Source organism: Streptomyces sp. MA5143a (assembly GCF_900290235.1).
In the GTDB taxonomy this organism is placed as follows: domain Bacteria; phylum Actinomycetota; class Actinomycetes; order Streptomycetales; family Streptomycetaceae; genus Streptomyces.
On the sequence record NZ_OLMK01000079.1, the window covers coordinates 1 to 24789 of the forward strand.

The following is a 24789-nucleotide window of genomic DNA, read 5'->3' on the forward strand; positions in this document are numbered from 1 at the left end:
CGCGTGACGCCGACCCGCCGAGCCGCCTACGCGGCGGAGCGGCGCGTGACGAGAACCCACCTGAGCGGCGGACCGGCATGGGACGCGAACCCACCTACGCGGTGGGCCGGCGCGTTGGAGGGATCCCGCCCCGCGGCGGCGCGGTGGACGACGAGATCCCGCCACCGTGGTCGAGCCGGGCTCAGGACTGTCCGCCCTCGTGGCGGAGTGGCGCATGCGGCACTGCCGCGCCCCGTTCGGGCGGGCCGAACGCCCCGTTTTGTCAACCATCCTCCTCGATGGCAACCAGGTCGTAACCATGAACCCCCTGTCGCGCTACGCGCGTTGAATCTACGCTTCGGGCCGACGGGGCCTGTTCTCACGTTTTCCTTACGTCTCTTACGAACCAGGGGGGCACATGTCAGCCACACCCCACGCGCAACGCCGTGGCAGCCGCCGCAACCGGATCGTCGCGGTCGCGGCCGGCCTCGCGACCGTCGGTGCGCTGGCCGCCGCCATCCCGGCGAGCGCCGGTGAGGCCAAGCCGGCCAAGACCAAGCCGAGCCGCTACCAGGACGTGCAGCTGCTGTCGTTCAACGACCTGCACGGCAACCTGGAGCCGCCGGCCGGTTCCTCGGGCCGGGTGACCGAGCTGCACGAGGACGGCACGACCACGACGATCAACGCCGGTGGTGTGGAGTACCTGGCCACGCATCTGCGCGACGCCCGCGGCGACAACCCGTACTCGATCACGGCGGCCGCCGGTGACATGGTCGGCGCCTCGCCGCTGCTGTCGGGCCTGTTCCACGACGAGCCCACCATCGAGGCGCTGAACCACCTCGACCTCGACGTCACCAGCGTCGGCAACCACGAGTTCGACGAGGGCGCCAAGGAACTGGCCCGCCTCCAGAAGGGCGGCTGCCACCCCACCGCCGGCTGCTACGTCAAGGGCAAGAAGTTCAAGGGCGCTGACTTCCCGTACCTCGCGGCGAACGTCATCGAGAACAAGACCAAGAAGCCCCTCCTGAAGCCCTACTGGGTGTGGAAGAAGAACGGCGTCAAGATCGGCTTCATCGGTGTGACCCTGGAGGACACGCCGGGCGTCGTCTCCGCCGAGGGCGTGAAGGGCCTCTCCTTCAAGGACGAGGTCAAGACGATCAACAAGTACGCCAAGGAGCTGGAGCGCCAGGGCGTGAAGTCCGTCGTCGCGCTCATCCACGAGGGCGGTGCCCCCGCCTCCACGTCGTACAACTACGACTGCGACTCGCCGGGCGCCGGTGACGGCATCTCCGGCCCGATCGTCGACATCGCCAAGAACATCACCCCGAAGGTCGACGCCCTCGTCACCGGCCACACGCACGCCGCGTACGCCTGCACGATCAAGGACCCGTCGGGCAAGCCGCGCATGGTCACCTCGGCCGCGTCCTTCGGCCGCCTCTACACCGACACGACGCTGACGTACGACCGCAAGACCGGTGACATCTCCCGTACGGCCGTGAAGTCCGCGAACCACGTCGTCACCCGTGACGTGGCGAAGGCCGCCGACATGACGGACCTCATCAACCGGTGGAACACGCTGGCCGCGCCCATCGGCAACCGGCCCATCGGCTACATATCCGCCGACATCCCGAGCACCGGCACCGAGTCCCCCATGGGTGACCTCATCGCCGACGCGCAGCTCGCCGCGGGCAAGAAGCTGGACCCGGAGACCGACCTCGCGCTGATGAACCCCGGCGGTGTCCGCGCGCCCCTCACCTACGCCGCCAAGGGCAACGAGGGCGACGGCGTCGTCACCTACGCGGAGGGCTTCACCGTCCAGCCGTTCTCCAACACGGTGAACCTTCAGAACTTCACGGGCGCCCAGCTCGTGCAGATCCTCAAGGAGCAGGTCAGCGGCTCCAACGCGGCCTCGCCGAAGATCCTGCTGCCGTCGACCGGCTTCACGTACACGCTGGACCTGACGAAGACCGGCGCCGACCGGATCGTCGTCGACTCCATCAAGCTCAACGGCGCGGCCCTCGACCCGGCCGCCACGTACCGCGTCGCGACGAACAGCTTCCTCGCGGGCGGCGGCGACGGCATCACCACGCTGGGCCTCGGCACGAACGACCTGGTCGGCGGTGACGACCTCGCCGCGCTGGAGGCGTACCTGCTCGCCAACTCCTCGGCGGGCAACCCGATCGCCCCGCCGGCGGCCAACCGCATCACGATCGTCAGCTAGTCGGTAGCTGTTCGGTTCGCCGTGACAGTCGGATCCCCGCGTCCCCGTGTTCCCAGGGGCGCGGGGATCCGCGTTCCCCGGTCTTCGCGTCTCGATCAGTCGCCGACGGCGGTCCGCTCCACGGGGATCCACAGCTCCGCGTCCGCCTCGGTGGCGTCCTCGGAAAGGCGGGTGCGCAGGATCTCCGGGCCCGGCCGACTCTGGTACGGGTTGGACGGGAACCACTGGGTGAAGACGTCCCGCCACAGGTACTGGAGGGCCTGCGGGAACGGGCCCGAGTTCTCGAAGACGGCCCACGAGCCCGCCGGGACGACGAGCGAGTCCAGGTCGTCCGGGACGTCCGCCGCGGCGGACGACGTCACCACGGCGTGGTAGTAGTCCAGTTCGGTGCCCTCCGCCCGGCTCGGGTCGAGGTTGTCGCTCACCCCGAGGATGCCCGCCGGCTCCCCGTCGGAGAGGGCGGCGATCCGTTCGATCGTGTCTCGCCCGAGCCCCCGCACGAACTCGACGATCCCGGGGTTCATCCCCTCATGGACCAGCGGCACCCTGACCTTCCTCCCCACCACACGGAACTCCTCCTTCTCCACGACCCTGTATCGCATGCTGCTCCTCCCTTCCACGACGAGACGGAAGGACATCCGAGGCTGCGACCGCAGCGCCGCGCGATCCCGTCGGGCCTCGCCCGGCCCCACCCCGTGCATCGCCTTGAACGCCCGTGCGAACGCCTCGCCCGAGCCGTAGCCGTGGCGCACCGCGATCTCCAGCAGCGTCCGCTCCCCGGCGAGCACCTCGGCACCCGCGACGGTGAGCCGCCGGCGCCGGATGTACTCCGAGAGCGGGATCCCCGCGAGCGCGGAGAACAGCCGACGGAAGTGGTACTCCGACGTGGCCGCGATCCGGGCCAGCTCGGTCACCTCGATCGGCTCGGCCGGATCGGCGAGCCGCGACTCGATGTGATCCAGGGCCTCGTTCAGCCGCTCCAGCACCTCGGTCTCCTTCCCTTGCGCCGTCCACGCTAGGAAGAGGACACCGCACCGCACCCGACATCCTGTGCCCGGCCGGATCGGGTCAGTCCGCGTCCGGAACACCTCCACGTGGTCGGCGAGCAGGGACAGGGTGCCCGGGTGCGCGGTGTCGGGCTCGAGACAACAGGGCTTGCCGTCGGGGGAGGTCCAGGGCAACAGCCGCAGCCCGGGCATCACGCGGACACCCCGCCGAGGTCCACGCCGTGGACGTACAGCTCCTCGGGGCTCGGCACCCCGCGGGTATCCACAGCCTGTGGGTCCACGGCCGGGTGCCGTTGCATGAGAACCCGGAGTCTCGTACTCCGGCGAGGCGGAGCCGGTCCTACACCCCCGCGTCCAGCACATCCGTCGTGCCGGGCAGGAGGAACCTTCGGAAGTCGCCCTCGCCGAACAGCTCGCCGATCTCCATTCCGGGGAATTCGACGGGGCGTTCGCGGCCCTCCAGAGCGACCCTTACGCGCCACTGTTCGCCTCGGTGCTCCACGAGTACATCGGCCCACTCCCGTGTCGGCGCGTCCACGCCGCACAGCTCCGGTCCGCCCTCAGGCCCGTACTCGCGGAACGAGAACAGAAACGGCAGTTCGCCGACCAGGTGGGCGAGATGGGCCCAGGAGGGGGAGCCCAGCAGGACCGCTCCGCCCGGCTCCTCGCCGGGCGCCCGTACCGGCGGCCGGGGGTCCACCTCTCGTTCCTGCCGGAAGGCGCACGTGCGGGCCGCCACGTCCACGCTCCGCAGCTCCAGCCCCTTCGGCCCGGCCTCGAAGCCCAGCTCGGCGACATGGTTCAGGAACGCGCCGACCTCGGCGTCCCGGCGATCCCGCTCGGTGGTGTCGGCCGGTCCCGTCCCCGGTTCCGGCTCTGGTTCGCCGAGCGGTTCGTACGAGAAGACGTACCGCGACGTCTCCCCGAGCTCCCCGGACGCCCCGTGCTTCCCGTGCTCGTGGGGTTCCCCGTGCCTGCTCATCCGCGGTCCTCCCGAGGTTTTACGAACAGGGCGACGCCGCCCCGGACATCCCACGATGCCCGAAGCGGCCCACAGGCCCTCGACCGACCCGCCCACCCGACTCGGCGGCGGCTACGACGCCAGGGTCAGGGCGCCCTTGACGGTCTTCACCGGCTTGTACGTGAACACGTAGCGTTCCCCGTCCCGCGCCGTACCGGAGTTCATGGACCGCACGTCGGCCGCCGCGCTCTTCGGGATCTTGAACTTGGTGTTCACCCAGGTCGGGCACTTCAGGGTCTTCTTCGTGTCGTAGCAGAACGACGTCACCGCGCCGAAGTACGCGAAGCGGGGGCCCTCCCCGACCGGCGTCGCCGTCTCGTCCGTCACCAGGATCATCTTGCGGCGGTCCACGATCTTGCAGCTGCCGGACTTGCACTTGATGTGGTGGGCGAACCCGGTGAGGCCGTACCGCTGGTTGCCCTGGGGCGCGACATTGGGTGACTTGGCCAGCCAGCCGATGATGCCGTACTTGGTGATGTTGTGACGCTTCTTGATCTTGGTCCAGCCGAAGCCGACCATCTTCCCCTTGCTGTTGCGGTAGTACTCACCCTGGCGCAGCGGCAACGTCCGTGACTTCGACCGCGAGTAGTCGAACTCCTTCAGGATCTTCAGCTTCGACGAGCCCTTCGCCGCCACGGCGTCCGTCGCGTCCTGTCCCGACAGCGCCTGCGCAGGCCCGGTCCCGGCCAGCAGCGCCGCGGTCACCACGCCGGTGGCGACCAGTTTGATCTTCCGCATCGTCCCTCACAGCGATCGTCCCCGTTGGATCCCCCGGTGGGGCAGGGGAAGGACGACCACCGTACGAAGCCCGACACAAACGTCTCTATTGTCCCTTCGGGTACTGCCCTCAAGGGCGCCGCGCCTCAGGGCTCCGAGGGAAAGCTGACATCGAACGTCACGGATCCGCCCGCCGTTTCCCGATGGAGTTCCGTGATTTTCAGGACGGCCCATTCGCCGCCGTTGGAGCGCACGCACATGCTCTGATCGCTCTGCACGGAAGAGAGGTTCATCGTGTCGCTGGTCATGCGGCGGGATCTGGCGGAGCAATTCGGGAGGTCGGTGTCGTCGATGACTCCGACGTCGAGGTAATCCCCGTATCCGCCGCCCTCCTCGCGGGGGATCTGAATCCAACCCGAGAAGAAGTAGAGCTCTTTGTCGGGGCCCGCCTCGGTGTCGATGGCCGGCTTCTCGACGTCCAGGTAGTGGTCGTGCGGCACCTCGATGACCGTCTCGGACGACCTGTTGGCGTTGTCCGCCGACGGGGAGGCCGGAGGTGCGGACGTCGAAGCCGTCGTGGGCGCTGACCTGCCCGGCGATGGGTCCTCGGTGGGAGGCTCTGGCCCGGTGCTGTCCGATGCCGAGGCCGACGGTCCGGTCCACGCCGGGCTGGAGGAGGGTGGAGGTTTCGGGATGTCGCGCCCTCCCGAAGGTTCGTCGCTTTCCGGCGCAAGGAGTGCCGCGACAATTCCCGCCACACCTACGACAAGGGCGACAGCGATACCGAGATAGTCGCGAAATCTCTGCCCACGCGCATCACCTGAACCCCCCGCCGGAACACCCGCTCCACCGGTTCCGTCGTCCCCCATCGCGCCCCCCGCAAGTGAGGCTGCTCATGATGACCCAAGCCTGCACCCGGTGACAACAGCGAACAATTGCCCGAAAGTGGGTCTCAAACTGGTGTTCATTCCGTGGGGTGAACCAGTCGGGAATGGAGGACAGGGTTCGGTCGAGTCGGTCACGGTGACCGCATGGCTGTAGACGCGATCTCCGATGAAGGCTCCGTTCCGGGCTCCGAGTGTGTGCGTGGACGATCCGCGCTGCGGTGGGGGGCCCGGCTATGGTCGTAGACACGACGCGACGAAGGAGGACCTCGGTCATGGCTGCGCGCGCTGAGGATTTCGATCAGGTCGTCCCTCCTATGCCTGAGCGGACCCCTGCGGCACTGCGCAGGGCGATCGCCGAGCACGCTCCCCAGCTTCTGCCGGACTTCGACGCGCACTGGAAATGGGCGATCGCCGATGCCTACGACCTGGGCCCGGTGCCGGCGTTCATGGCGCGCTGGTGGGTCGAGTACGCGATCGCCCGTGATCCGAAACTGGACGCCTACGTCACTGATCTCCACCACCGCGTGGCTGAGTGCACCGACATCGATGAGGCCAAGGCCCTCATCGAGGAGTCGGCCAATATCCGTCACCAGGCACTCCGGCTGGAGCCCGGCCAGTGACGAGTAACGGATTCATGGGCCCTCCGTGGCAGATGGACTGGGCACTCAAAGCCCAGGCCACCCGCGACTCGCTGCCCGAGCAGGTGCGGAAGATGATCGACGCCGCGCGCGCCGAACTGGTCACGGCGAAGGACCCCTATCTTCGGGGTGTCGAGACGGATGCGGATCTCCCCGCGGGTATGACGGTCCGGCCTCTGCGGTCCACCGATCCGAAGGGGCGTCACATCTTTTTCTTCGACCATGGGCACGGCTGGCTGATCTACGATTTCGTGCCCCGTGTGGACGATCCGCAGATCGTCGTGGATGAGGTCTTCTGGCAGTAACCGCGGACTTCCTTACGCGGTCTCCGGTGACTCCGGTGGAGGGGTGGCCGCGCCCGGTAGCCGTACCGTCGCCAGGGTGCCGCCCGTCTCCGCTCGGGTCAGGGTGACCTCGCCGCCCGCCTGTTGGACCGTGCGGGCCACGATGGAGAGGCCCAGGCCGGAGCCGGGGAGGGCCCTTGCGCTGGGGGAGCGCCAGAAGCGGTCGAAGACGTGGGGGAGTTCGTCGGCGGGGATGCCGGGGCCGTGGTCCCGGACCGTGAGGACGCCCGAGTCCAGCGTCACCTCGATCGCGCCGCCTTCGGGGCTGAACTTCACCGCGTTGTCGAGGATGTTGACGATCGCCCGCTCCAGCGCCGACGGCTCGGAGCGTACGTACCAGGGCTGGAGGTCCGAGGTGATCGTCAGCTCGGGGCCCCGCAGCCGGGCCCGGCGCAGCGCCGCCTCGACCGTCTTCTGGAAGTCGACGATCTGCAGCCGGTCGCCGTTCTGACCGGAGTCGGAGCGGGACAGCTCCTGCAAGTCGCCGATCAGCGAGGCCAGTTCCGTCATCTGGGCCTTCACCGAGGCGAGCAGGGCCTTGCGGTCGTCGGCCGGGATGGGGCGGCCCGTCTCCTCGCTGCGGCTGAGCAGCTCTATGTTCGTCCGCAGGGACGTCAGGGGGGTGCGGAGTTCATGGCCCGCGTCCGCGATCAACTGCTGCTGGAGGTCTCGGGAGCTGGCCAGCGCGCTCGTCATCGAGTTGAAGGAGCGGGACAGCCGGGCGACCTCGTCCTCGCTCTCGTCCTCGACCGGGATACGGATGCTCAGATCCTCCGTGCGCGCCACGTGCTCGACGGCGTCCGTGAGCTTGTCGACGGGGCGCAGCCCCGCCCGGGCCACGGCCAGCCCGGCCGCTCCGGCGCCGACGACCCCGATACCGGAGACGAGCAGCAGGATCAGGGCGAGGTCGTTGAGGGTGGCTTGGGTGCCGTGGAGGGGGAGGGCGGCGATCAGCGCCGCGTTGGACAGCTGGCCCGTCTCCGGATCGGCGATACTCACCGGCTGGGTCTTGACTCGTACGTCGTTGCCGTTGGTGTCGGTGCCGTTGTGGTAGATGGCCTCGGTGCGCTCGGTGCCGTTCACGACCTCCATGTCGGTGGGGGTCACCTTGACCAGACCGGAGGAGAAGTCCAGGACACAGGACTTCCCGTCGTCCAGGACCACCTGGAAGTAGGTGTTGCGGGGGCCGAAGCGGGGGTTCTGCTCACTCACGGTCTGCGTGCAGTTGTTGACCGCGTACCTGGCCTGGTCCTGGATCGCCCCCATGCTCATGGCCTTGTCGAGTTGGTCGTCGACCAGGTCGTACAGCTTTCCCCGCACGATGAACCAGCACGTCACCGATACCGCCGCCACCGCGAAGGCGACCGCCGCCGCGACCAGGAGGGACAGGCGGGTGCGGATCGGCAGGGTGCGGTAGCGGCGCAGGATCTTCTTCACTCCGCGCCGCCTTGTCGCAGGACGTATCCCACGCCCCGCACCGTGTGGACGAGGCGGGGCTCGCCCGCCGCCTCCGTCTTGCGGCGCAGATACATGACGTACACGTCGAGGGAGTTGGAGCTGGGCTCGAAGTCGAAGCCCCAGACGGCCTTCAGGATCTGCTCGCGGGTGAGGACCTGGCGCGGGTGCGCCATGAACATCTCCAGCAGCGTGAACTCCGTACGGGTCAGCTCCACCGGCCGGTCGCCCCGCCGCACCTCACGGGTCGCCAGGTCCATTCGCAGGTCGGCGAACGTGAGCGCCTCGTCCTCCTGGGCTGTCTCGGCGACGGCCGCCGCGTACGAGCTGCGGCGCAGCAGCGCCCGGACGCGGGCGAAGAGTTCGTCGAGCTCGAAGGGCTTGACCAGGTAGTCGTCGGCGCCCGCGTCGAGGCCGGTGACACGGTCGCCGACCGTGTCGCGGGCCGTCAGCATCAGGATGGGGGTCGTGTCGCCCGCGCCGCGGATCCGGCGGGCGGCGGTCAGGCCGTCCATGCGGGGCATCTGGATGTCGAGGATCACCAGGTCCGGCCGGTACGCGGTCGCCTTCTCCAGCGCGTCCGCGCCGTCGACCGCGACCTGCGTGTCGTACCCCTCGAAGGCGAGGCTGCGCTGGAGGGCTTCGCGCACCGCCGGCTCGTCGTCGACGATGAGGATGCGCTGGGGTTCACGGTCGCCTTCGGCGGGGCTCATGGTCGTGTCGTTCCTCGGGTGCGGTGGGGCGTGGAGGGGGAGAGGGAGCGAGGAGTGGTCGATCCGGACTCAGCCTCGCACGTTCCAGGGCGCCGGGTCGGGCAGGGCTGTGGATAAGTCGAGCTTCAGCCGATCATCCGACAGTCGTACGGCGACGGGTGCGGGCCGCCGTGGCCATCGACTTCCGTCGGGGAGCCGTGGCCCGGGTCGCGGCGGGCGCGACCTCGGGAGCCCGCGTCACCGGCGGGTGCAGCTCGGCCGCCACCGCGAGGGCGAGGCCGAGCCCGGAGGGGCCCAGGTCGGAGGGGCCCGGGCCGGCGAGGCCGTCGGCGGCCGGGACGTCGTACGCAACCTGCTTGATCATGTCGACCTCCAGGTCGAAGGAGAGTCCGTCGATGGCCACGGGGCCGCCATGTCTGCCATGTCTGCCATGTCTGCCATGGCCGCGGTGGCACGGTGGCCGTCAGTCCGAGCCGCCCGCCCGCAGCGTGCTCAGGTCGGACTTGACCGTGTTGATCGGGATGGCGAAGCCGAGGCCCGCGCTGCCGGCGTCGCCCGAGGAGGACGCGGAGTACATCGCGGAGTTGATGCCGATGATGTTGCCGTTCATGTCGATGAGGGCGCCGCCGGAGTTGCCCGGGTTGAGGGACGCGTCGGTCTGGAGCGCCTTGTAGGTGGTCGTCGAGGAACCGGTGTCGCCGTTGAACTCCTGGCCGCCGAACTCGAACGGCCACCCGCCGCCACCGCCCTGCTGTTGCTGCTGCTGGCCCTCTTCCGTCGGTACCGTCACGTCACGGTCGAGCGCGGAGACGATGCCGCTGGTCACCGTGCCGGTGAGCCCTTCGGGGGAGCCGATCGCCACGACCTGGTCGCCGACCTTGACCCCGTTGCTGTTGCCGAGGGTCGCCGCCTTCAGCCCGGAGGCGTCCCGCAGTTTGATGAGCGCGAGGTCCTTCTTGCTGTCGGTGCCGACGACCTCGGCGCTGTACGTCTTGCCGCTGTGGGTCGTCACCTTGACCCGGGAGGCGCCGGAGACCACGTGGTTGTTGGTGATGATCTCGCCGTTGCCGGTGATGATCACACCGGAGCCGGTGGACTCACCCGCGTTCGAGCTGGCGTTGATCTCCACGATGCTCGGGCTGACCGCCGAGGCGACCCCGGCGACGGTGCCCTTCTGGCTGGTGGGCACCACACTCGTGTTGGTCGAGCTGGAGGCGACGGTGTCGTTGCCGGTCAGCTCCTGGATCCCGTACGCCGTACCGCCGCCGATCGCCGCCGCGACGATCGCCACGGCCGCCACCAGCGCGAGGGGGCCCTTGGCGCGCTTCTTCGACGCGGACGGGGAGGAGGACGCCGTCGCCGCGGGAGCGGCAGCGGAGGACACCGGCTCGGAGAGGGGCGAGGTCGGGGCGGACCCGTACCCGGCCGAACCGTAACCGGCCGAACCGTAACCGGCCGAACCGTAACCGGCCGAACCGTATCCGGTCGCGCCATGTCCGGCCGCCGAGCCGTGGCCAACGGACCCGTACCCGGACGAGCCGTGTCCGGTTGAGCCATGTCCGGCCGCGCCGTGGTGGGGTGCGCCGTACCCCGTCGAGCCGTGCTCGGCGGAGCCGTACGGGGGTGCCGGCGTCGGCGTCGGCGGAGTCGGCTCATAGGCCGGCGGGGGCGGCCACTCCGGGTTCACCGGAGAGGTGCCGTGCTGCTGCTGGTCACCCTGGTAGGGGTTCTCGTGTTCGCCGCTGCGGCGGAAGCTCTCGGTCATGGCACAGAGCTTCGCGCGCCACCATGAGAGCTCCCTGAGTGCTCCCTGAGAAGCCCGGCAGAACCTCGTATGCCCCATATAAAGGCGCTCGGCCCCGGCTGCATGGGAAACAAAGGGGCGCAGCCGTGGTGATGCCGCACAACGCGGCGGCCGACCGGAAACTCCCGGCTTGTGAAACCGCGCCGTACGGGCCGGTCCCCACGGGAGACTTGATCATGACCTCATCACGTTCCAGGGCGTTGTTCACCGCGTGCGCCGCCGCAGCGCTGCCCGCGCTGCTCGTCGCGTGCACTTCGGGCGGTGGCGCCGGGGTGGCGGCCGATCCCACGCCGTCCCGGCCCTCCGGTGCCGCGACCGCCGCCGGGTCTTCCGACGCGGAGCCGGCCGAGCGGGCGGAGGCGGCGCTGGCCGGTCTCGGGGACGAGGCGCTGGTGGAGGCCGGCGTGGAGAAGGTGACCGACGGAGTGCACACCGAACACCACCTCGAGGACGGCAAGCCGTACCGGATCACCCTGGTGTGCGTGGGGCAGGGCAGCGCGCAGCTGGCGTTCAGGCCCGCGGGTTCCGGCCGGAAGGGCGTCGCCGTGCCGTGCGACGGCGCCCTCGTCCACCAACGCGTCGCCGGCGCAGAGCCGCTCCGCATCGATGTCGACGGCCCGAGGGGGCAACCGGCGGGATCGCCTGGCAGCTCGACCGGGTCTGACCGCCACAACAAAGACGCCGACCCGCCCCCGCCGGAGGCTACGCGCAGCCGCAAGACCGCCGTGTGACCAGCTTCGACGGGAACAGCTTCACCCGTTCCCGGTGGGAGCCCGCCACGCGGAGGCCGTCGTCGAGGACGAGGTCGACCGCCGCGCGGGCCATCCCCGTGCGGTCCGTCGCGACCGTGGTCAGCGGCGGGTCGGTCAGCGCCGCTTCCTTGACGTCGTCGAAGCCGGCGACCGCCAGCTCGCCGGGCACCTCGATGCGCAGCTCACGCGCGGCCCGCAGCACGCCGATGGCCTGGTCGTCGGTGGAGCAGAAGATCGCCGGGGGCCGGTCCGGCCCGGAGAGCAGGTCGAGGGCCACGTTGTACGCGTCGTAGCGGTTGTACGGGGCCTCGAAGAGGCGCCCCTCCGTGGAGATGCCGGCGTCGTCCATCGCGCGGCGCCAGCCCTCGACGTGGTCGGAGACGGGGTCGCCGACCAGCGGGGTCTCGGCTATGCCGCCCAGACAGGCGACGTACTCGTGTCCGTGTGAGAGGAGGTGCTCCACGGCGAGCTGGGCGCCGCCGAGGTCGTCGGTCACCACGGCGACGTCGTCGATCGCCTCGGGCCGCTCGTGCAGCAGCACCACGCGCGCGTCCCACGCCTCTATCTCGGCGGCGGCGTTGTCGTTGAGGGCGTGGCTGACCAGGATCAGTCCGGAGACCCGCATCCCGAGGAACGCCCGCAGATAGTGGACCTCGCGCTCGGCGATGTAGTCGGAGTTCCCGACGAGGACCATCTTGCCGCGCTCGGCGGCCGCCTGTTCGACCGCGTGCGCCATCTCGCCGAAGAACGGCTGACGGGCGTCCGGGACGATCAGGCCTATCAGCTCGGTGCGCCGCGACGCCATGGCCTGGGCGACCCGGTCGGGCCGGTACCCCAGCTCCTTGATCGCGGCGAGTACACGCTCGCGCGTGGCCGGGGCGACCGGCCGGGGTCCGTTGTTGATGACGTAGCTGACGACGGCGGTGGAAGTTCCCGCCAGTCGCGCCACATCATCCCGAGTCACCTTGGCCACGCGCGGAGTCTACGCGGATGGACCGCCCCTGGGCAGGGCGTACAGGCGCTCGTCTGTACGAGAGCCGTGCGTCCGCCGTGCGGGGAGGAGGGGATGAGGCCGCGCACTACGCCTCGGCCGTGACCTCGGCGGCCTCCAAGGGCGCCGTCTCGTCCGCATCTTCCGCCTTTGAGCGTCCGGCCTTGGCCTTCGCCTCGTCGCTCGCGCGCTCGCCCTTCTCGGGCGTAACGAATCGATAACCGACGTTCCGGACGGTGCCGATCAGCGACTCGTGCTCGGGGCCGAGCTTGGCGCGCAGCCGTCGTACGTGGACGTCCACGGTGCGCGTGCCACCGAAGTAGTCGTACCCCCAGACCTCCTGAAGCAGCTGGGCGCGGGTGAAGACGCGGCCGGGATGCTGGGCGAGGTACTTGAGGAGCTCGAACTCCTTGAAGGTGAGGTCGAGGACGCGGCCCTTGAGCTTGGCGGAGTACGTCGCCTCGTCGACCGACAGGTCACCGTTGCGGATCTCCATCGGGGAGTCGTCGTTGACGATCTGCTGCCGGCCCATGGCGAGCCGGAGCCGTGCCTCCACCTCGGCGGGGCCGGCGGTGTCGAGGAGGACGTCGTCGATGCCCCAGTCGGCGGTGACGGCGGCGAGGCCGCCCTCCGTGACGACGAGGATGAGCGGGCAGCCGGGCCCGGTGGAGCGCAGCAGCTGACACAGGCTGCGGACCTGCGGGAGGTCACGGCGTCCGTCGATGAGGATCACGTCGGCACCGGGGGTGTCGACGAGGGCGGGGCCTTCCGCCGGGGCCACCCGCACGTTGTGCAGCAGCAGGCCGAGAGCCGGGAGCACCTCCGTCGACGGCTGGAGGGCATTGGTCAGGAGCAGCAGAGAACTCATACGTCTGGTTCCTCCTCGGTCCCTGCGAGGACGTTTACGGCACTGCGAACTGCACTGCGGAACTTCACAGCGTTCTGCTCTGCGTTCCCGAAGGCCCGTACACCTGCGGTCACCTGGGGTTTCCCGCTTCGTATACAACGCTTCCGAAAGCACAAAAGGACCCGGGGGCTACGTTGCCCGAGTCCTCTGTCCAGCAGAATAGCCCACATGAGAGCTGGTCCGGCAGGTGATGTGACGCGATCTTTCGATATCCCGGACTCTGAGACGGGCGGCCGAACCGCTTCCCGACCGCCGACGAGCCCCTCGCGCAGGTTTCTGAGCACGGAAGACGGGGTGAATATCGAGGCCGTATACGACCCGGGCAGTGTCGTATACGACGCCTCTCACCTTCTCTCCGATGACACCGGAAAGCCACTCGGAAGCCGGCCGGCGATCGTCGTCGCGCACGGGTTCACGGGTGGCGTGGACCGGCCGCACGTTCGAAGAGTGGTGGCGGCCCTCACCCGGTACGGCTCGGTCGTGGCCTTCTCGTTCCGCGGCCACGGACGGTCCGGCGGCCACTCCACGGTGGGTGACCGCGAGGTCCTCGATCTGGCGGCGGCCGTCCGCTGGGCGCGTGACCTCGGGCACGAACGCGTCGTCACCGTTGGCTTCTCCATGGGCGGCTCGGTCGTCCTGCGCCACGCGGCCCTGCCGGACGCCGGCATCGACGCGGTCGTCTCGGTCAGCGCGCCCGCCCGCTGGTACTACCGGGGCACGGCCCCCATGCGCCGTCTCCACTGGCTGGTCACCCGCCCCGCCGGCCGTCTCGTCGGCCGCTACGGCTTCGGCACCCGTATCCACCACCGCGTGGGGGCACCTCCCACGCCTTTCGGGCAGTGGGGGAGGGACCCCGTCCCGCCCTCCCCGGTCGAGTCGGTCCCCCTGATCGCCCCGACGCCGCTGCTGATCGTCCACGGCGACAGCGACGGCTACTTCCCGGTCGACCACCCCCGGATGCTCGCGGAGGCCGCGGCCGGGCACGCCGAACTGTGGCTGGAGGAGGGGATGGGCCACGCGGAGCACGCGGCCACCGGGGAGCTGCTGGACCGTGTGGGGGACTGGGTGCTGACGACCGGGCGCTGAGGAACGGGCCGGGCGGCCCGATCCGCCCGCGGTTTCTCCGGGGCCCGGACTCCCCCGTAGCCTGAACCCCGTCACGACTAACCAAGAGGAACGCAGATGCCAAAGGGCACTGTCCGCTACTGGGCCGCGGCCAAAGCCGCCGCCGGCATCTCCGAGGAGCCCTACGACGCGGACACCCTCGCCGAGGCCCTCGGCGAGATCCGCGAGCGACACCCCGGCGAACTCGTCCGCGTGCTGCGGCGATGCTCGTTCCTCGTCGACGGGAACCCTGTGGGCACCCGTGAACATGAGACGGTACGTCTGGCCGAGGGCGGCACGGTCGAGGTGCTCCCGCCGTTCGCAGGAGGGTGACCCCCACATCATGAGCAACCAGCCGTACGGGTACGAGGGCCACCAGGGGCACCCCGGCTACGACGCCCACCAGCAGCCGGAGCAGCAGCAGCCGTACGCGGCGCAGCCGCAGTGGCAGGGCCACGACGAGGGGCAGGCCGCCCACGCGCAGCAGTACACGCAGCAGTGGGAGGGCCAGACCTGGGAGACCCAGGTGCAGCCGCAGACCGCCCCCTTCGCGCCGAACCTGACGGAGACGGCGTACCTGCCCCCGCAGACGGACGGCCGCCCCGCCCCGTCGCAGTACGCCCCGGACCACCAGCCCGGTCCGCATGGGCGGACCGGACCGCAGGGCCAGCCCGGTCCGATGGGTCAGGCGTACCCCCAGGGCCAGGGGTTCGCCCAGGGGCAGGCGCCGGTGGCTCCGCACGACCACGCCCAGGGGGGCGACTCCGGCGGCTCCGGCGAGGGCGGGCCCGCGTACGGGCCGCCGACGCTCACCGGGAACGCGCGGATCACCGACGCGCAGCGGGCACGGGCCGAGGGGCGGTCGCCGATCATCGAGCCCGGTATGCAGCCGGCGCTGATCACGGCCGTACTGGGGCTGCTTCTGGCGGGCGCGGCGACGATCGGGGAGTACGTCCTCGCCGTACCGCTGGTGATCCTCCAGGCCGTGACGGCGGCGGGCTGGTTCCGGCTGAACGGCATGTGGCCGGCCCGGCAGGGCATCGTGCTGGCGTTCGCGGGCGCGCTCGCGGCGGACGCGGCGCTGTTCGCGGCCGGACGGGAGCACGCGCCCGCGGCGATCCTCGGGACGCTCGGGGTGTGGGTGCTGCTCGGGATCGTGCTCGGGCTGCGCAGCCACGCGGACCCGGACGAGCGGATGTACGGGCTGATGGCGACGATCGCCTCGGCGGCGCTGGCGATCATCGCGACCGGGTACCTGGCGGCGGCCGCGGACGCGGTCACCGTCGGTGGGGTCGCGGTCGCGGTGGCCGTGGTGGCGCGGGCGCTGCCGTTGCCGACGGCGGCATCCGTGGTGGTGGCGCTGCTGGCCGCGGCCGGTGCGGGGGTCGCCGTCGGCGGGGGGACCGATCTCGGCGGCTCCGGTGCGCTGTTGGGGGCGGGGGCCGGGCTGTGCGCGCTGGTCGGACACCGGGTCGCCAGCTACGACTACCCGTCCCGGTTCGTGCACTTCACGGCGGGCGTGGCGCTGCCGCTCGCCGCGGCGGCGCCGGCGGTGTACTTGCTGGGCCGGGCGCTGGGCTGAGGCCGGGCGCCTCAGGGCTCGGCCGGGCGCCTCACAGCTCGGGGCGTGCGGTTTGTTCGGCGGGTGCGGGTGCGTTGGGGTTTCCCGCGCAGTTCCCCGCGCCCCTGAAAAGCTCCCGGGGCTGCGCCCCGTGCTTTTCAGGGAGAAGGGCGGGCCGCAGGCCCGTCCCTCCAGGGGCGCGGGGAACTGCGCGACCAGCCCCCACTTACCCGCACCCGAAGCCCCGCCTACCCCAGGCGCGTCCTGTCACAGGTGATCAACAACGTTCAGGAGTTCGCCCCGGCTTTACTTCGGCGCGATTACTCTCGCCCGGAGCGGCCACTCTGGTCGTTGAGGACGGGCAGGCCGCCGCCGAGTGGACAACGTGGGGAACACCGAGACATGCGCGCACTGCGGATACTTGTGATCGTCGCCGTGATCCTGGGAGGCCTCTTCGTGGTCGCGGACCGCGTGGCCGTCGGGTTCGCCGAGGACGAGGTCGCTCAGAAGCTCAGGAGCAGCGAGGGCCTGACCGCCACCCCGGACGTGTCCATCAACGGCTTCCCCTTCCTCACCCAGGTCGCGGGCGGCGAACTGGACGACGTCGAGGTCGGCATCTCGGACTACGAGGCCACCACCGGCAACTCCGACGACAGCATCCGCATCGCCGACCTCACGGCGCACATGCGCGGTGTGAAGTTCTCCGGCGACTACAGCTCCGCCACGGCCACCTCCGCCACCGGCACCGCGACCATCTCGTACGACGAACTGCTCAAGGCGGCGAAGTCCGAGCCGACGCGGATCCTCCCCGGAGTGACCGCCCAGGTCACCGGCCTCTCCGACGGCGGCAACGGCAAGATCAAGGTCAACATCAAGGTCTCGGCCCTGGGTTCCGCCACGACGTACCCGGTGCTGAGCACGGTCACCGTCGACGACGACATCGTGAAGGTCCACGCCGACAACCTGCCGAAGCTGGTGATCCAGGCCGCAGAGGGCCAGGTCCGTTCGATCACCGACTTCCAGCAGAAGATCGACGGTCTGCCCGGCGGCATCAAGCTCGACAAGGTGGAGGCCGCGTCGGACGGCGTGGAGATCTCGGTGCGGGGTTCGAACGTCCGGCTGGCCGGGTAGTCCGGTAGCCGGGACCACCGAAACCACCGGGGTGACGAGCCACGGCGTCCGAAAGGCGAGACGGCGGCGTCCGTACCGTAGATGTGCCGACGGCCGCACCGACCCGTCCGCCCCTTCCGTACCGGCCTTCCGGGGAACTCGTCCCACAATCCGGACGATCGCGTCTCAGAATACGACATGCCGGTGACACGCCCGCCTGTCCGTCCCTACGATCGACAACCATGAAGCGACAGGCGGATCTCACGAAGCGGCGGGCAGTAGACCTGTGCCGCGTCGCCGCCATGCTCTGTCGCACTTTCTGAGCGGCAGCCCAGGCCTGCCGCGTTCCCCCCGCCCTGCCCAGCCAGGGCACACCCCCGTGCGCGCCCGGCCGAACCGCCGGAGGCGCTTCGCACGCCCCGCCGCAACTGCCCCGGAGGAGAAACAGCATGAGCCGCAGCGACGTCCTGGTCGACGCCGACTGGGTCGAGGCCAACCTCGACGACCCGAACATCGCCATCGTCGAGGTCGACGAGGACACCACCGCGTACGAGAAGAACCACATCAAGAACGCGATCCGGATCGACTGGACGAAGGACCTCCAGGACCCGGTCCGCCGTGACTTCGTCGACCAGGCGGGCTTCGAGAAGCTGCTGTCGGAGAAGGGCATCGGCAACGACACCCTCGTCGTCCTCTACGGCGGCAACAACAACTGGTTCGCGTCCTACGCCTACTGGTACTTCAAGCTGTACGGCCACGAGAACGTCAAGCTGCTCGACGGTGGCCGCAAGAAGTGGGAGCTGGACGCCCGCGAGCTGACCGACGAGGTGCCGGTGCGCCCCGCCACCGAGTACAAGGCGAAGCCGCAGAACACCGCGATCCGTGCCTTCCGCGACGACGTCGTGGCGGCCATCGGTTCGCAGAACCTGGTCGACGTGCGCTCGCCCGACGAGTTCTCGGGCAAGCTGCTCGCCCCGGCCCACCTGCCGCAGGAGCAGTCGCAGCGTCCGGGCCACGTCCCGTCCGCCCGCAACATCCCGTGGTCGAAGAACGCCAACGACGACGGCACCTTCAAGTCGGACGAGGAGCTCAAGGAGCTCTACGCCGAGGAGCAGGTGGACCTCGCCAAGGACACCATCGCCTACTGCCGTATCGGTGAGCGCTCCGCGCTGACCTGGTTCGTCCTGCACGAGCTGCTCGGTGTCGAGAACGTCAAGAACTACGACGGCTCCTGGACCGAGTACGGCAGCCTCGTCGGCGTCCCGATCGAGCTCGGCGCCAACAAGTAAGCACCCCCCAGCGGTACCCGCACACCCCCGTTCGTCCCGACCGGCCTTCCTTCCGGTCAGACCCCTGATGGAGAAAGACATGTGTGGAGCGAAGGCCGGCGGCCCGGACGCCTCGACGATCAAGCCCGGTGAGACCACGATTCAGGGTCAGGTGACCCGCGACGGCGAGCCGGTGACGGGCTACGTCCGTCTGCTGGACTCGACCGGCGAGTTCACCGCGGAGGTCCCCACCTCCGCGACGGGCCAGTTCCGCTTCTACGCGGCCGAGGGCACCTGGACCGTCCGCGCGCTGGTCCCCGGTGCCACCGCCGACCGCACGGTCGTCGTCGCCGAGAAGGGCGCGCTCGCCGAGGTCGCGATCGCCGTCTGAGGCACCCCGTGACCGGCACCCCGTGACCGGCACTCCGTGAACGGCCGAAGGGCCGCGCCCCCTGGGTTGGACGCCTGGGGCGCGGCCCTTCGGCATGCCCGGACGCCGGGGTGCCGGTCCTGGGCGGTCCTGGGGCATGCCGGGGCCGGCCGTCCTACCCTGGAGGCATGTACGCGCGGCGGCGCCATCGCTACTTCGTCATGATGGGGACGTGCCTCACGCTCTTCGTCCTGGCCTGGGGAGTCGTACGCCTCTGGTCGGTCCCCGTCGCGGTCGGCATGTGCCTGGTCGCCATGGTCATCCCGCCGCTGGCCGCCGTCGTCGCGAACCGGCGCGGCCCCGACGACCGCTGGTGGGACGACCCCTCCGGCGACCCCGAGTCCGACGAGTGGTGGGACGAGCTGGACGGCAAGAAACGTCCCGGACGACGGCCCTGACCGGCGGCCACCAACCCGCCCGCGGGTCGGCCGCCTGCGGACCGTCGTCTCAGTAGACGAGCGCCTGGGTGTCGTCGGCCAGCGTCTCCTGCACGAAGACCTGCGCGCCGGCGATCCGTACGCCCTTGATGACGTCCTGCTCGGTGATGTCGCGCCGCGCGGCGCACTGCGTGCACAGGGTGAGGCGACCGCCGGCCAGGATCGAGTCGATCAGATCCGGCAGCGGCGCCGCGTGCGGCAGCTCGAACTCGGCGGCCCTCCCCGGCAGCGCGAACCACGCCGACTCACCGGTCAGCCACAGGGAGACCTCCACCCCGCTGGCCACGGCCACCGCGGCCACCGTGAACGCCTGGGAGCAGCGCTCGGGAGCGTCCGCCCCCGCCGTCACCTTGATCACGAGCTTCTTCGCCATGCCCGCAGCGTAGTCCGCCGACCTCACGGACCGTCCCCGGACCGGGCCGCGTAAGCTGGGGGCCGGCCCTGTGTAGTACCGAACCTTCGCTCATTTCGAGGAGCACCCCGTGGAACTCTTCTTCGAACTCCTGCTGGTCGCGGTCTGCGTCGGCGTTCTCGCCTTCACCGGACTGGCTGTGAAGAAGCTGTACCAGGGCCAGCGCTGACCGACCACCCCAGGAACCGCCACTCATGATCGAGATCCCGTCCGACCTGCACAAGGACCTCGTCCCCCTCGCCTTCCTGCTCGGGAACTGGTCCGGTGCGGGCGTCCACGACTTCCCCGGCGCCGAGAAGTGCAACTTCGGCCAGGAGGTCGCCTTCACCCACGACGGCCGGGACTTCCTCGAGTACCACTCCCACTCCTGGGTGCTGGACAACGAGGGCAACAAGGTCCGTCCGCTGGAGTCCGAGTCCGGTTTCTGGCGGATCGACGCCGACCGCAAGGTCGAGGTCACCATGGTCCGCAACGACGGTGTCGTCGAGGTCTGGTACGGCGAGCTCGCCGACAAGAAGCCCCAGATCGACCTGGTCACCGACGCCGTCGCCCGGACCGCCGCCTCCGGCCCCTACACCGGCGGCAAGCGGCTGTACGGCTATGTGAACAGCGACCTCATGTGGGTCGGCGAGAAGCAGACCCCCGAGGTCGAGCTGCGCCCCTACATGTCCGCCCACCTGAAGAAGGTCGTCACCCCGGAGGACGTCGAGCGCTGGGCCAAGGCCCTCCCCGACGACATGCCGGACGACGGCATCGCCTTCTTCAAGTAGTCACCAGGGGGTGTTTGAAGCCCCGCACAGCACCCGCAGCGTCCGGCACGCACCCTCGCCGCACCGGCCAAAGGCCCACGTAGCGCCGCTACGAGGACCTTCGTCCGGCACGCCGAGGGCACGCACCGGACACCGCAGGCACCGCACCGGACCTTCAAACACCCCCTAGACTTCCAGTGTGGTGAGCACCGACTGGAAGACTGATCTGCGGCAGCGCGGTTACCGCCTGACTCCGCAGCGGCAGCTTGTGCTCGAAGCCGTGGACACCCTGGAGCACGCGACCCCCGACGACATCCTCGCCGAAGTGAGGAAGACGGCGTCGGGGGTCAACATTTCCACCGTCTACCGGACCCTGGAGCTCCTGGAGGAGCTGGGGCTGGTCAGCCACGCCCATCTGGGGCACGGTGCGCCGACGTACCACCTGGCCGACCGGCACCACCACATCCACCTCGTGTGCCGGGACTGCACCACGGTCATCGAGGCCGATGTCTCGGTGGCGGCCGAGTTCACGGACAAGCTGCGCGAGACGTTCGGCTTCGACACGGACATGAAGCACTTCGCGATCTTCGGCCGCTGCGCGGACTGCTCGGCGAAGGCCGAGAAGGCCGCGCGCGCCGGGAAGGCCGCGGGGAGCGGCGGCGGTGGTCGTGACACGGGCCGGAGCGCCCCGGACGACCTGAAAGATTCAAATACCGAGTCGTAGGCTTGGTCGTATGAAAAGCCCTCTGCTGTCCCTGCCCGGCGCCGTCCCCGCGGAGGGCGTGGACGAAGGTGTCGCCGCCCACTACGGCGATCTGTTCCGCGAACAGCGCGCCCTCGCCGACGGCACCGGATTCGTCGACCTCTCCCACCGGGGCGTCATCGCCGTCACCGGCCAGGACCGGCTCAGCTGGCTGCATCTGCTGCTCACGCAGCACGTCAGCGAACTCCCGACCGGTCAGGCCACCGAGGCCCTCATCCTCTCCGCCAACGGCCACATCGAGCACGCCCTGTACCTCGTCGACGACGGCGAGACGGTGTGGGCCCACATCGAGCCCGGCACCCGGGAGGTGCTGCTCGCGTACCTGGAGTCGATGAAGTTCTTCTACCGGGTCGAGGTCGCCGACCGCACGGACGACTTCGCGGTCGTCCACCTCCCCGCCGGGTCGATCACCGAGGTCCCCGAGGGCGTCGTCGTCCGCGAGACGCCGTACGGCCGTGACCTGTTCCTGCCCCGGGCGGACCTGGAGACGTACGCCGAGAAGGCCGGCCCGGCGGCGGGCCTGCTGGCGTACGAGGCGCTGCGGGTCGAGCAGCACCGGCCCCGCCTCGGCTTCGAGACCGACCACCGCACCATCCCGCACGAGCTCGGCTGGATCGGCTCGGCGGTGCACCTCCAGAAGGGCTGCTACCGGGGCCAGGAGACGGTCGCCCGCGTGCAGAACCTGGGCAAGCCCCCGCGTCGGCTGGTCTTCCTCCATCTCGACGGCAGCGAGGTGCACCTGCCGCCCCCCGGCACGGACATCCGGCTCGCCGGCGACGGCCCCGAGGGCCGCAAGCTCGGCTTCATCACCACGTCGGTACGCCACCACGAGCTGGGGCCGGTCGCGCTGGCCCTGGTGAAGCGGAACGTCCCCGTGGACGCGCCGCTCCTGGCGGACACGACCGCGGCGGCCCAGGAAGTCATCGTCGAGCCGTAGGGACCCGGGCGCCAGGGACCCGTTCGTTCAGGGGAGGGCGCTCGGCCGTGGTCGGCCGGGCGCCCCTACATCTCCAGCAGGACCGTGAAGGGGCCGTCGTTCGTCAGGGACACCCGCATCTTCGCGCCGAACCGTCCCGTCGCCACGGTCGCCCCCAGGGCCCGCAACCGGGCGACCACCTCGTCGACGAGCGGCTCCGCGACCTCGCCCGGCGCCGCCGCGTTCCATGTGGGGCGACGGCCCTTGCGGGCGTCGCCGTACAGCGTGAACTGGCTGATCACGAGCAGCGGCGCGTCGATGTCGCTGCACGACTTCTCGTCGTCCAGCATCCGCAGCGACCACAGCTTCCGCGCCAGCTGCGCGGCCTTCTCCTTCGTGTCCTCGTGGGTCACCCCGACCAGGACGCACAGGCCCTCGCCCTCGATCGCCCCGACCGTCTCACCGTCCACGACGACGCTCGCGCCGTCGACCCTCTGCACCACCGCACGCATGCCGACCATCATGCCGTCGCCGTCCATCGGCCGTGCGTGAGGGGGTCCTCCTTACGGGGGGTTTGTGATCACGGGCGTTTGAAGCGCGCTTTGCCCGGTCTTTCTTATTGATCCATTAGCGACCATCTGGGGGTGGATCGGGGGGACTCGGTCACAAAGCGGCCACCGAGAGTGGCACCATGCTCACACACACCGGTCGAGGGGACGGTTGAGGCGCATGAGCACATCGAGTACCGGGCAGCCCCCGGGCACTGCCACGTTTGCCCGGACGGGGCCGGGGCCCGCACCCGGGATCCGCCGGCCGCCGGTCCAGCGCACGGACAGCGAACCGCTGCTGGCGCCGGACCCGCCGGAGCACCAGCTGTCCCGGCTGCGGCTGCCGGAGCTGCGCACCCTGCGCCGGGACGCCCAGCGGGACGAGGCCGACCTCAGCTACGTACGGCGGCTGCTCCAGGGCCGGATCGACATCCTGCGCGCCGAGTTGGCCCGCCGAGGGGGTACGGCACAGCCGTCCGGCTCCGACGGGCGTACGCCGGCGCTGGTCGACCGGCTCTCCGAGATCCTCACCGACGCGCCGGCCCGGCACCGGTCGTCGGCCCGGCACGTCACGGTGGGGACGCCGCACGGCGAGGAGTACCGGCTGCTGGCGGCCGAGATGCTCGCCGAGGTCGAACTGTCCGACCTCGCCGCCCGCACCGACGAGGAACTCACCGCCGGGCTCGGCCGCCTCGTCCGCTACGAGCAGCAGGTGTCCGGCCGCCGCCAGCGGCTCCAGCGCACGGCGGACGAGTGCAGCGCCGAGATCGCGCGGCGGTACCGCGACGGCGAGGCACAGGTGGACGACCTGCTCCTGTGAGACACCGGCCGGGTACGACCGCCGCGGCCACTGATATGGCCAGGGCCGTGGCTCCGGCCCGTCGCCCCGGCTCCGGTGACCGCGGAGCCGGGGCGACGGCGTGGTGGGGCGGGCAGGGGCGGGGCATGGTGTGGCGGGTGGCCGGTGTTGGGTACCGGAGTGAGATCCCGCCGCTCCCGTACCGGAAGGTGACCGCCGATGCCCGAGAAATCCACAGAGCCGGAGATACCCGCCGGGTCCGGTGAGGTGCCTGTTCCGCCCGTTCTCGCGGAGGTCGTGCGGTCGGGGTTCGTCGAAGGGCGCCATCGGGGGAGCCTCGTGCTGTTGGGCGCGGACGGGACCGTGGAGCGGGCCTGGGGCGAGGTGACGGCGCCCGTCTTCCCGAGGTCCGCGAACAAGCCGATGCAGGCCGCCGGTGTGCTGCGGGCGGGGCTCGACCTCGCGGGCGAGCGGCTGGCGTTGGCCGCCGCGAGCCATTCGGGGGAGACGTTCCACCGGGACCTCGTACGGAAGATGCTCGCGGAGTCCGGGCTCGACGCGCGGGCGCTGGGGTGCCCGGAGGATCTTCCGTTGGACCGGGTGGAGGCGGAGGAGTACCTGGCCGCCGGCGGTGTCCGCGACCGGGTCGCCATGAACTGCTCCGGCAAGCACGCGGCGATGCTCGCGGCGGCGGCGCTGCGGGGATGGCCCCTCGCGTCGTACCTGGAGCCCGAGCATCCCCTTCAGCGGCTGATCCGCACGGTCGTGGAGGAGGCGGCGGGGGAGCCGGTGGCCGCGGTGGGCGTGGACGGCTGCGGTGCCCCGTTGATGGCGATCAGCCTCACGGGGCTGGCCCGCACGTTCCGCTCGTTCGTGCTCGCGCCGGAGGGTTCGGCGGAGCGCCGGGTGGCCGACGCGATGCGGGCCCATCCCGAGTACGTCGCCGGTACGCGCCGCCACGACACGTGGCTCATGCGGGAGGTGCCGGGTGCGCTGTCCAAGATGGGCGCGGAGGCGGTCCAGGCGGTGGCCCTGCCCGACGGCCGGGCCCTCGCGTTCAAGGTCGACGACGGTGGGGGGCGGGTGCTGGGGCCGGTGCTCGGGCGGGCGTTGACGGTGATGGGGGTGGAGGGGGCGGTGATCTCGCGGATCGGTCGACTGCCGTTGTTGGGGGGTGGGCGGATGGTGGGGGAGGTGCGGGCGGTGTTCTGAGGGGGCGCCTACTAGGGCGCGTTGCGAAAGTAGCGTCGTCTGCC

The 24789-nt window shown here is 70.5% G+C and carries 28 protein-coding genes; 16 read left to right on the forward strand and 12 right to left on the reverse strand.

Going from position 1 to position 24789, the window contains the following annotated elements:
- Positions 1-397: 397 nt before the first annotated feature.
- Positions 398-2200, forward strand: a complete 1803-nt coding sequence (locus tag SMA5143A_RS31065) for a bifunctional metallophosphatase/5'-nucleotidase (RefSeq protein WP_107466155.1) — start codon at positions 398-400, stop codon at positions 2198-2200.
- Positions 2201-2295: 95 nt separating this feature from the next.
- Here the strand turns inward: SMA5143A_RS31065 and SMA5143A_RS31070 are convergent, their stop codons facing one another.
- The 4 genes from SMA5143A_RS31070 to SMA5143A_RS31085 form a co-directional block, all read right to left on the reverse strand.
- A complete protein-coding gene (locus SMA5143A_RS31070) occupies positions 2296-3186 on the reverse strand; it encodes an AraC family transcriptional regulator (protein ID WP_107466194.1) in 891 nt (296 codons plus the stop codon).
- Positions 3187-3547: 361 nt separating this feature from the next.
- On the reverse strand, positions 3548-4189 hold the full coding sequence (locus SMA5143A_RS31075) for a hypothetical protein (RefSeq protein ID WP_107466157.1): 642 nt from the start codon (positions 4187-4189) through the stop codon (positions 3548-3550).
- Between the two features lie 111 nt (positions 4190-4300).
- Positions 4301-4966 (reverse strand): hypothetical protein, encoded by a 666-nt coding sequence (locus SMA5143A_RS31080; RefSeq protein WP_107466159.1) that lies wholly within the window; start codon positions 4964-4966, stop codon positions 4301-4303.
- Positions 4967-5091: 125 nt separating this feature from the next.
- Entirely contained in the window at positions 5092-5445 is a 354-nt protein-coding gene (locus SMA5143A_RS31085) for a hypothetical protein (RefSeq protein ID WP_107466161.1), read from the reverse strand.
- Between the two features lie 659 nt (positions 5446-6104).
- On the opposite strand from SMA5143A_RS31085, the gene SMA5143A_RS31090 reads away from it, so the two are divergent.
- On the forward strand, positions 6105-6452 hold the full coding sequence (locus SMA5143A_RS31090; protein WP_107466163.1) for a DUF6247 family protein: 348 nt from the start codon (positions 6105-6107) through the stop codon (positions 6450-6452).
- A 32-nt stretch (positions 6453-6484) separates the two neighbouring features.
- Positions 6485-6775, forward strand: a complete 291-nt coding sequence (locus SMA5143A_RS31095) for a hypothetical protein (RefSeq protein ID WP_258193839.1) — start codon at positions 6485-6487, stop codon at positions 6773-6775.
- 12 nt (positions 6776-6787) lie between these two features.
- On the opposite strand, the gene SMA5143A_RS31100 is transcribed toward SMA5143A_RS31095, so the two are convergent.
- The 4 genes from SMA5143A_RS31100 to SMA5143A_RS31115 all read right to left on the reverse strand — a co-directional run bounded on the left by SMA5143A_RS31100 (position 6788) and on the right by SMA5143A_RS31115 (position 10747).
- Entirely contained in the window at positions 6788-8251 is a 1464-nt protein-coding gene (locus tag SMA5143A_RS31100; protein WP_107466167.1) for a sensor histidine kinase, read from the reverse strand.
- Positions 8248-8982, reverse strand: a complete 735-nt coding sequence (locus tag SMA5143A_RS31105; RefSeq protein ID WP_107466169.1) for a response regulator transcription factor — start codon at positions 8980-8982, stop codon at positions 8248-8250. The genes SMA5143A_RS31100 and SMA5143A_RS31105 overlap by 4 nt, the downstream gene beginning before the upstream one ends.
- 133 nt (positions 8983-9115) lie before the next feature.
- Entirely contained in the window at positions 9116-9385 is a 270-nt protein-coding gene (locus SMA5143A_RS31110) for a hypothetical protein (RefSeq protein WP_375136565.1), read from the reverse strand.
- A gap of 60 nt (positions 9386-9445) precedes the next feature.
- Positions 9446-10747 (reverse strand): S1C family serine protease, encoded by a 1302-nt coding sequence (locus SMA5143A_RS31115; protein WP_107466171.1) that lies wholly within the window; start codon positions 10745-10747, stop codon positions 9446-9448.
- Positions 10748-10962: 215 nt separating this feature from the next.
- Here SMA5143A_RS31115 and SMA5143A_RS44200 point away from each other — a divergent pair, with 215 nt between their 5' ends.
- Positions 10963-11517, forward strand: coding sequence for a hypothetical protein (locus SMA5143A_RS44200; protein ID WP_258193840.1), 555 nt, complete (start codon positions 10963-10965; stop codon positions 11515-11517).
- Here the strand turns inward: SMA5143A_RS44200 and SMA5143A_RS31130 are convergent.
- Entirely contained in the window at positions 11489-12511 is a 1023-nt protein-coding gene (locus tag SMA5143A_RS31130; protein WP_099963481.1) for a LacI family DNA-binding transcriptional regulator, read from the reverse strand. The genes SMA5143A_RS44200 and SMA5143A_RS31130 overlap by 29 nt on opposite strands.
- 106 nt (positions 12512-12617) lie before the next feature.
- Complete coding sequence (locus tag SMA5143A_RS31135; protein ID WP_107466173.1) at positions 12618-13397, reverse strand: response regulator transcription factor; 780 nt, start codon at positions 13395-13397, stop codon at positions 12618-12620.
- Between the two features lie 207 nt (positions 13398-13604).
- Here SMA5143A_RS31135 and SMA5143A_RS31140 point away from each other — a divergent pair, with 207 nt between their 5' ends.
- From SMA5143A_RS31140 to SMA5143A_RS31175, 7 genes are all read left to right on the forward strand, one after another.
- Entirely contained in the window at positions 13605-14522 is a 918-nt protein-coding gene (locus SMA5143A_RS31140) for an alpha/beta hydrolase (RefSeq protein ID WP_107466175.1), read from the forward strand.
- Between the two features lie 96 nt (positions 14523-14618).
- Positions 14619-14873 carry a MoaD/ThiS family protein gene (locus tag SMA5143A_RS31145; RefSeq protein ID WP_055513200.1) on the forward strand — a complete coding sequence of 85 codons (255 nt, stop codon included), beginning with the start codon at positions 14619-14621 and terminating at the stop codon, positions 14871-14873.
- A gap of 10 nt (positions 14874-14883) precedes the next feature.
- Positions 14884-16122: a hypothetical protein gene (locus SMA5143A_RS31150; RefSeq protein ID WP_107466177.1), complete on the forward strand. Its 1239-nt coding sequence runs from the start codon at positions 14884-14886 to the stop codon at positions 16120-16122.
- 381 nt (positions 16123-16503) lie between these two features.
- Entirely contained in the window at positions 16504-17232 is a 729-nt protein-coding gene (locus tag SMA5143A_RS31155; RefSeq protein WP_107466179.1) for an LmeA family phospholipid-binding protein, read from the forward strand.
- A 428-nt stretch (positions 17233-17660) separates the two neighbouring features.
- Positions 17661-18500 carry a sulfurtransferase gene (locus tag SMA5143A_RS31165; protein WP_107466181.1) on the forward strand — a complete coding sequence of 280 codons (840 nt, stop codon included), beginning with the start codon at positions 17661-17663 and terminating at the stop codon, positions 18498-18500.
- A gap of 79 nt (positions 18501-18579) precedes the next feature.
- On the forward strand, positions 18580-18870 hold the full coding sequence (locus SMA5143A_RS31170; RefSeq protein ID WP_004000115.1) for a DUF1416 domain-containing protein: 291 nt from the start codon (positions 18580-18582) through the stop codon (positions 18868-18870).
- 167 nt (positions 18871-19037) lie between these two features.
- A complete protein-coding gene (locus SMA5143A_RS31175; RefSeq protein ID WP_107466183.1) occupies positions 19038-19307 on the forward strand; it encodes a DUF3099 domain-containing protein in 270 nt (89 codons plus the stop codon).
- A 49-nt stretch (positions 19308-19356) separates the two neighbouring features.
- Here the strand turns inward: SMA5143A_RS31175 and SMA5143A_RS31180 are convergent, their stop codons facing one another.
- Positions 19357-19719, reverse strand: a complete 363-nt coding sequence (locus SMA5143A_RS31180) for a DsrE family protein (protein ID WP_055537811.1) — start codon at positions 19717-19719, stop codon at positions 19357-19359.
- Positions 19720-19952: 233 nt separating this feature from the next.
- Between SMA5143A_RS31180 and SMA5143A_RS31190 the strand changes: the two genes are divergently transcribed.
- The 3 genes from SMA5143A_RS31190 to ygfZ all read left to right on the forward strand — a co-directional run bounded on the left by SMA5143A_RS31190 (position 19953) and on the right by ygfZ (position 22207).
- On the forward strand, positions 19953-20528 hold the full coding sequence (locus SMA5143A_RS31190; protein ID WP_107466185.1) for an FABP family protein: 576 nt from the start codon (positions 19953-19955) through the stop codon (positions 20526-20528).
- Between the two features lie 178 nt (positions 20529-20706).
- On the forward strand, positions 20707-21231 hold the full coding sequence (locus SMA5143A_RS31195; protein WP_107466187.1) for a Fur family transcriptional regulator: 525 nt from the start codon (positions 20707-20709) through the stop codon (positions 21229-21231).
- A 10-nt stretch (positions 21232-21241) separates the two neighbouring features.
- Complete coding sequence (ygfZ, locus tag SMA5143A_RS31200) at positions 21242-22207, forward strand: CAF17-like 4Fe-4S cluster assembly/insertion protein YgfZ (protein ID WP_107466188.1); 966 nt, start codon at positions 21242-21244, stop codon at positions 22205-22207.
- A gap of 65 nt (positions 22208-22272) precedes the next feature.
- Here the strand turns inward: ygfZ and dtd are convergent, their stop codons facing one another.
- On the reverse strand, positions 22273-22698 hold the full coding sequence (gene dtd, locus SMA5143A_RS31205) for a D-aminoacyl-tRNA deacylase (protein WP_107466198.1): 426 nt from the start codon (positions 22696-22698) through the stop codon (positions 22273-22275).
- A 217-nt stretch (positions 22699-22915) separates the two neighbouring features.
- Here dtd and SMA5143A_RS31210 point away from each other — a divergent pair, with 217 nt between their 5' ends.
- Together SMA5143A_RS31210 and SMA5143A_RS31215 are read left to right on the forward strand one after the other, a co-directional pair.
- On the forward strand, positions 22916-23554 hold the full coding sequence (locus SMA5143A_RS31210) for an RsiG family protein (RefSeq protein WP_107466190.1): 639 nt from the start codon (positions 22916-22918) through the stop codon (positions 23552-23554).
- A 198-nt stretch (positions 23555-23752) separates the two neighbouring features.
- Positions 23753-24745 carry an asparaginase gene (locus SMA5143A_RS31215; RefSeq protein ID WP_107466192.1) on the forward strand — a complete coding sequence of 331 codons (993 nt, stop codon included), beginning with the start codon at positions 23753-23755 and terminating at the stop codon, positions 24743-24745.
- The last annotated feature ends 44 nt before the right edge of the window (positions 24746-24789 follow it).

Excerpts from the sequence above, each read along its gene's own strand:
- SMA5143A_RS31065 (WP_107466155.1), top strand. The coding sequence starts at position 398 with ATGTCAGCCACACCCCACGCGCAACGCCGTGGCAGCCGCCGCAACCGG.
- SMA5143A_RS31075 (WP_107466157.1), bottom strand. The coding sequence starts at position 4,189 with ATGAGCAGGCACGGGGAACCCCACGAGCACGGGAAGCACGGGGCGTCC.
- SMA5143A_RS31080 (WP_107466159.1), bottom strand. The coding sequence starts at position 4,966 with ATGCGGAAGATCAAACTGGTCGCCACCGGCGTGGTGACCGCGGCGCTG.
- SMA5143A_RS31090 (WP_107466163.1), top strand. The coding sequence starts at position 6,105 with ATGGCTGCGCGCGCTGAGGATTTCGATCAGGTCGTCCCTCCTATGCCT.
- SMA5143A_RS31095 (WP_258193839.1), top strand. The coding sequence starts at position 6,485 with ATGGACTGGGCACTCAAAGCCCAGGCCACCCGCGACTCGCTGCCCGAG.
- SMA5143A_RS31105 (WP_107466169.1), bottom strand. The coding sequence starts at position 8,982 with ATGAGCCCCGCCGAAGGCGACCGTGAACCCCAGCGCATCCTCATCGTC.
- SMA5143A_RS31115 (WP_107466171.1), bottom strand. The coding sequence starts at position 10,747 with ATGACCGAGAGCTTCCGCCGCAGCGGCGAACACGAGAACCCCTACCAG.
- SMA5143A_RS44200 (WP_258193840.1), top strand. The coding sequence starts at position 10,963 with ATGACCTCATCACGTTCCAGGGCGTTGTTCACCGCGTGCGCCGCCGCA.
- SMA5143A_RS31135 (WP_107466173.1), bottom strand. The coding sequence starts at position 13,397 with ATGAGTTCTCTGCTGCTCCTGACCAATGCCCTCCAGCCGTCGACGGAG.
- SMA5143A_RS31140 (WP_107466175.1), top strand. The coding sequence starts at position 13,605 with ATGAGAGCTGGTCCGGCAGGTGATGTGACGCGATCTTTCGATATCCCG.
- SMA5143A_RS31145 (WP_055513200.1), top strand. The coding sequence starts at position 14,619 with ATGCCAAAGGGCACTGTCCGCTACTGGGCCGCGGCCAAAGCCGCCGCC.
- SMA5143A_RS31150 (WP_107466177.1), top strand. The coding sequence starts at position 14,884 with ATGAGCAACCAGCCGTACGGGTACGAGGGCCACCAGGGGCACCCCGGC.
- SMA5143A_RS31155 (WP_107466179.1), top strand. The coding sequence starts at position 16,504 with ATGCGCGCACTGCGGATACTTGTGATCGTCGCCGTGATCCTGGGAGGC.
- SMA5143A_RS31165 (WP_107466181.1), top strand. The coding sequence starts at position 17,661 with ATGAGCCGCAGCGACGTCCTGGTCGACGCCGACTGGGTCGAGGCCAAC.
- SMA5143A_RS31170 (WP_004000115.1), top strand. The coding sequence starts at position 18,580 with ATGTGTGGAGCGAAGGCCGGCGGCCCGGACGCCTCGACGATCAAGCCC.
- SMA5143A_RS31175 (WP_107466183.1), top strand. The coding sequence starts at position 19,038 with ATGTACGCGCGGCGGCGCCATCGCTACTTCGTCATGATGGGGACGTGC.
- SMA5143A_RS31180 (WP_055537811.1), bottom strand. The coding sequence starts at position 19,719 with ATGGCGAAGAAGCTCGTGATCAAGGTGACGGCGGGGGCGGACGCTCCC.
- SMA5143A_RS31190 (WP_107466185.1), top strand. The coding sequence starts at position 19,953 with ATGATCGAGATCCCGTCCGACCTGCACAAGGACCTCGTCCCCCTCGCC.
- ygfZ (WP_107466188.1), top strand. The coding sequence starts at position 21,242 with ATGAAAAGCCCTCTGCTGTCCCTGCCCGGCGCCGTCCCCGCGGAGGGC.
- dtd (WP_107466198.1), bottom strand. The coding sequence starts at position 22,698 with ATGCGTGCGGTGGTGCAGAGGGTCGACGGCGCGAGCGTCGTCGTGGAC.
- SMA5143A_RS31210 (WP_107466190.1), top strand. The coding sequence starts at position 22,916 with ATGAGCACATCGAGTACCGGGCAGCCCCCGGGCACTGCCACGTTTGCC.
- SMA5143A_RS31215 (WP_107466192.1), top strand. The coding sequence starts at position 23,753 with ATGCCCGAGAAATCCACAGAGCCGGAGATACCCGCCGGGTCCGGTGAG.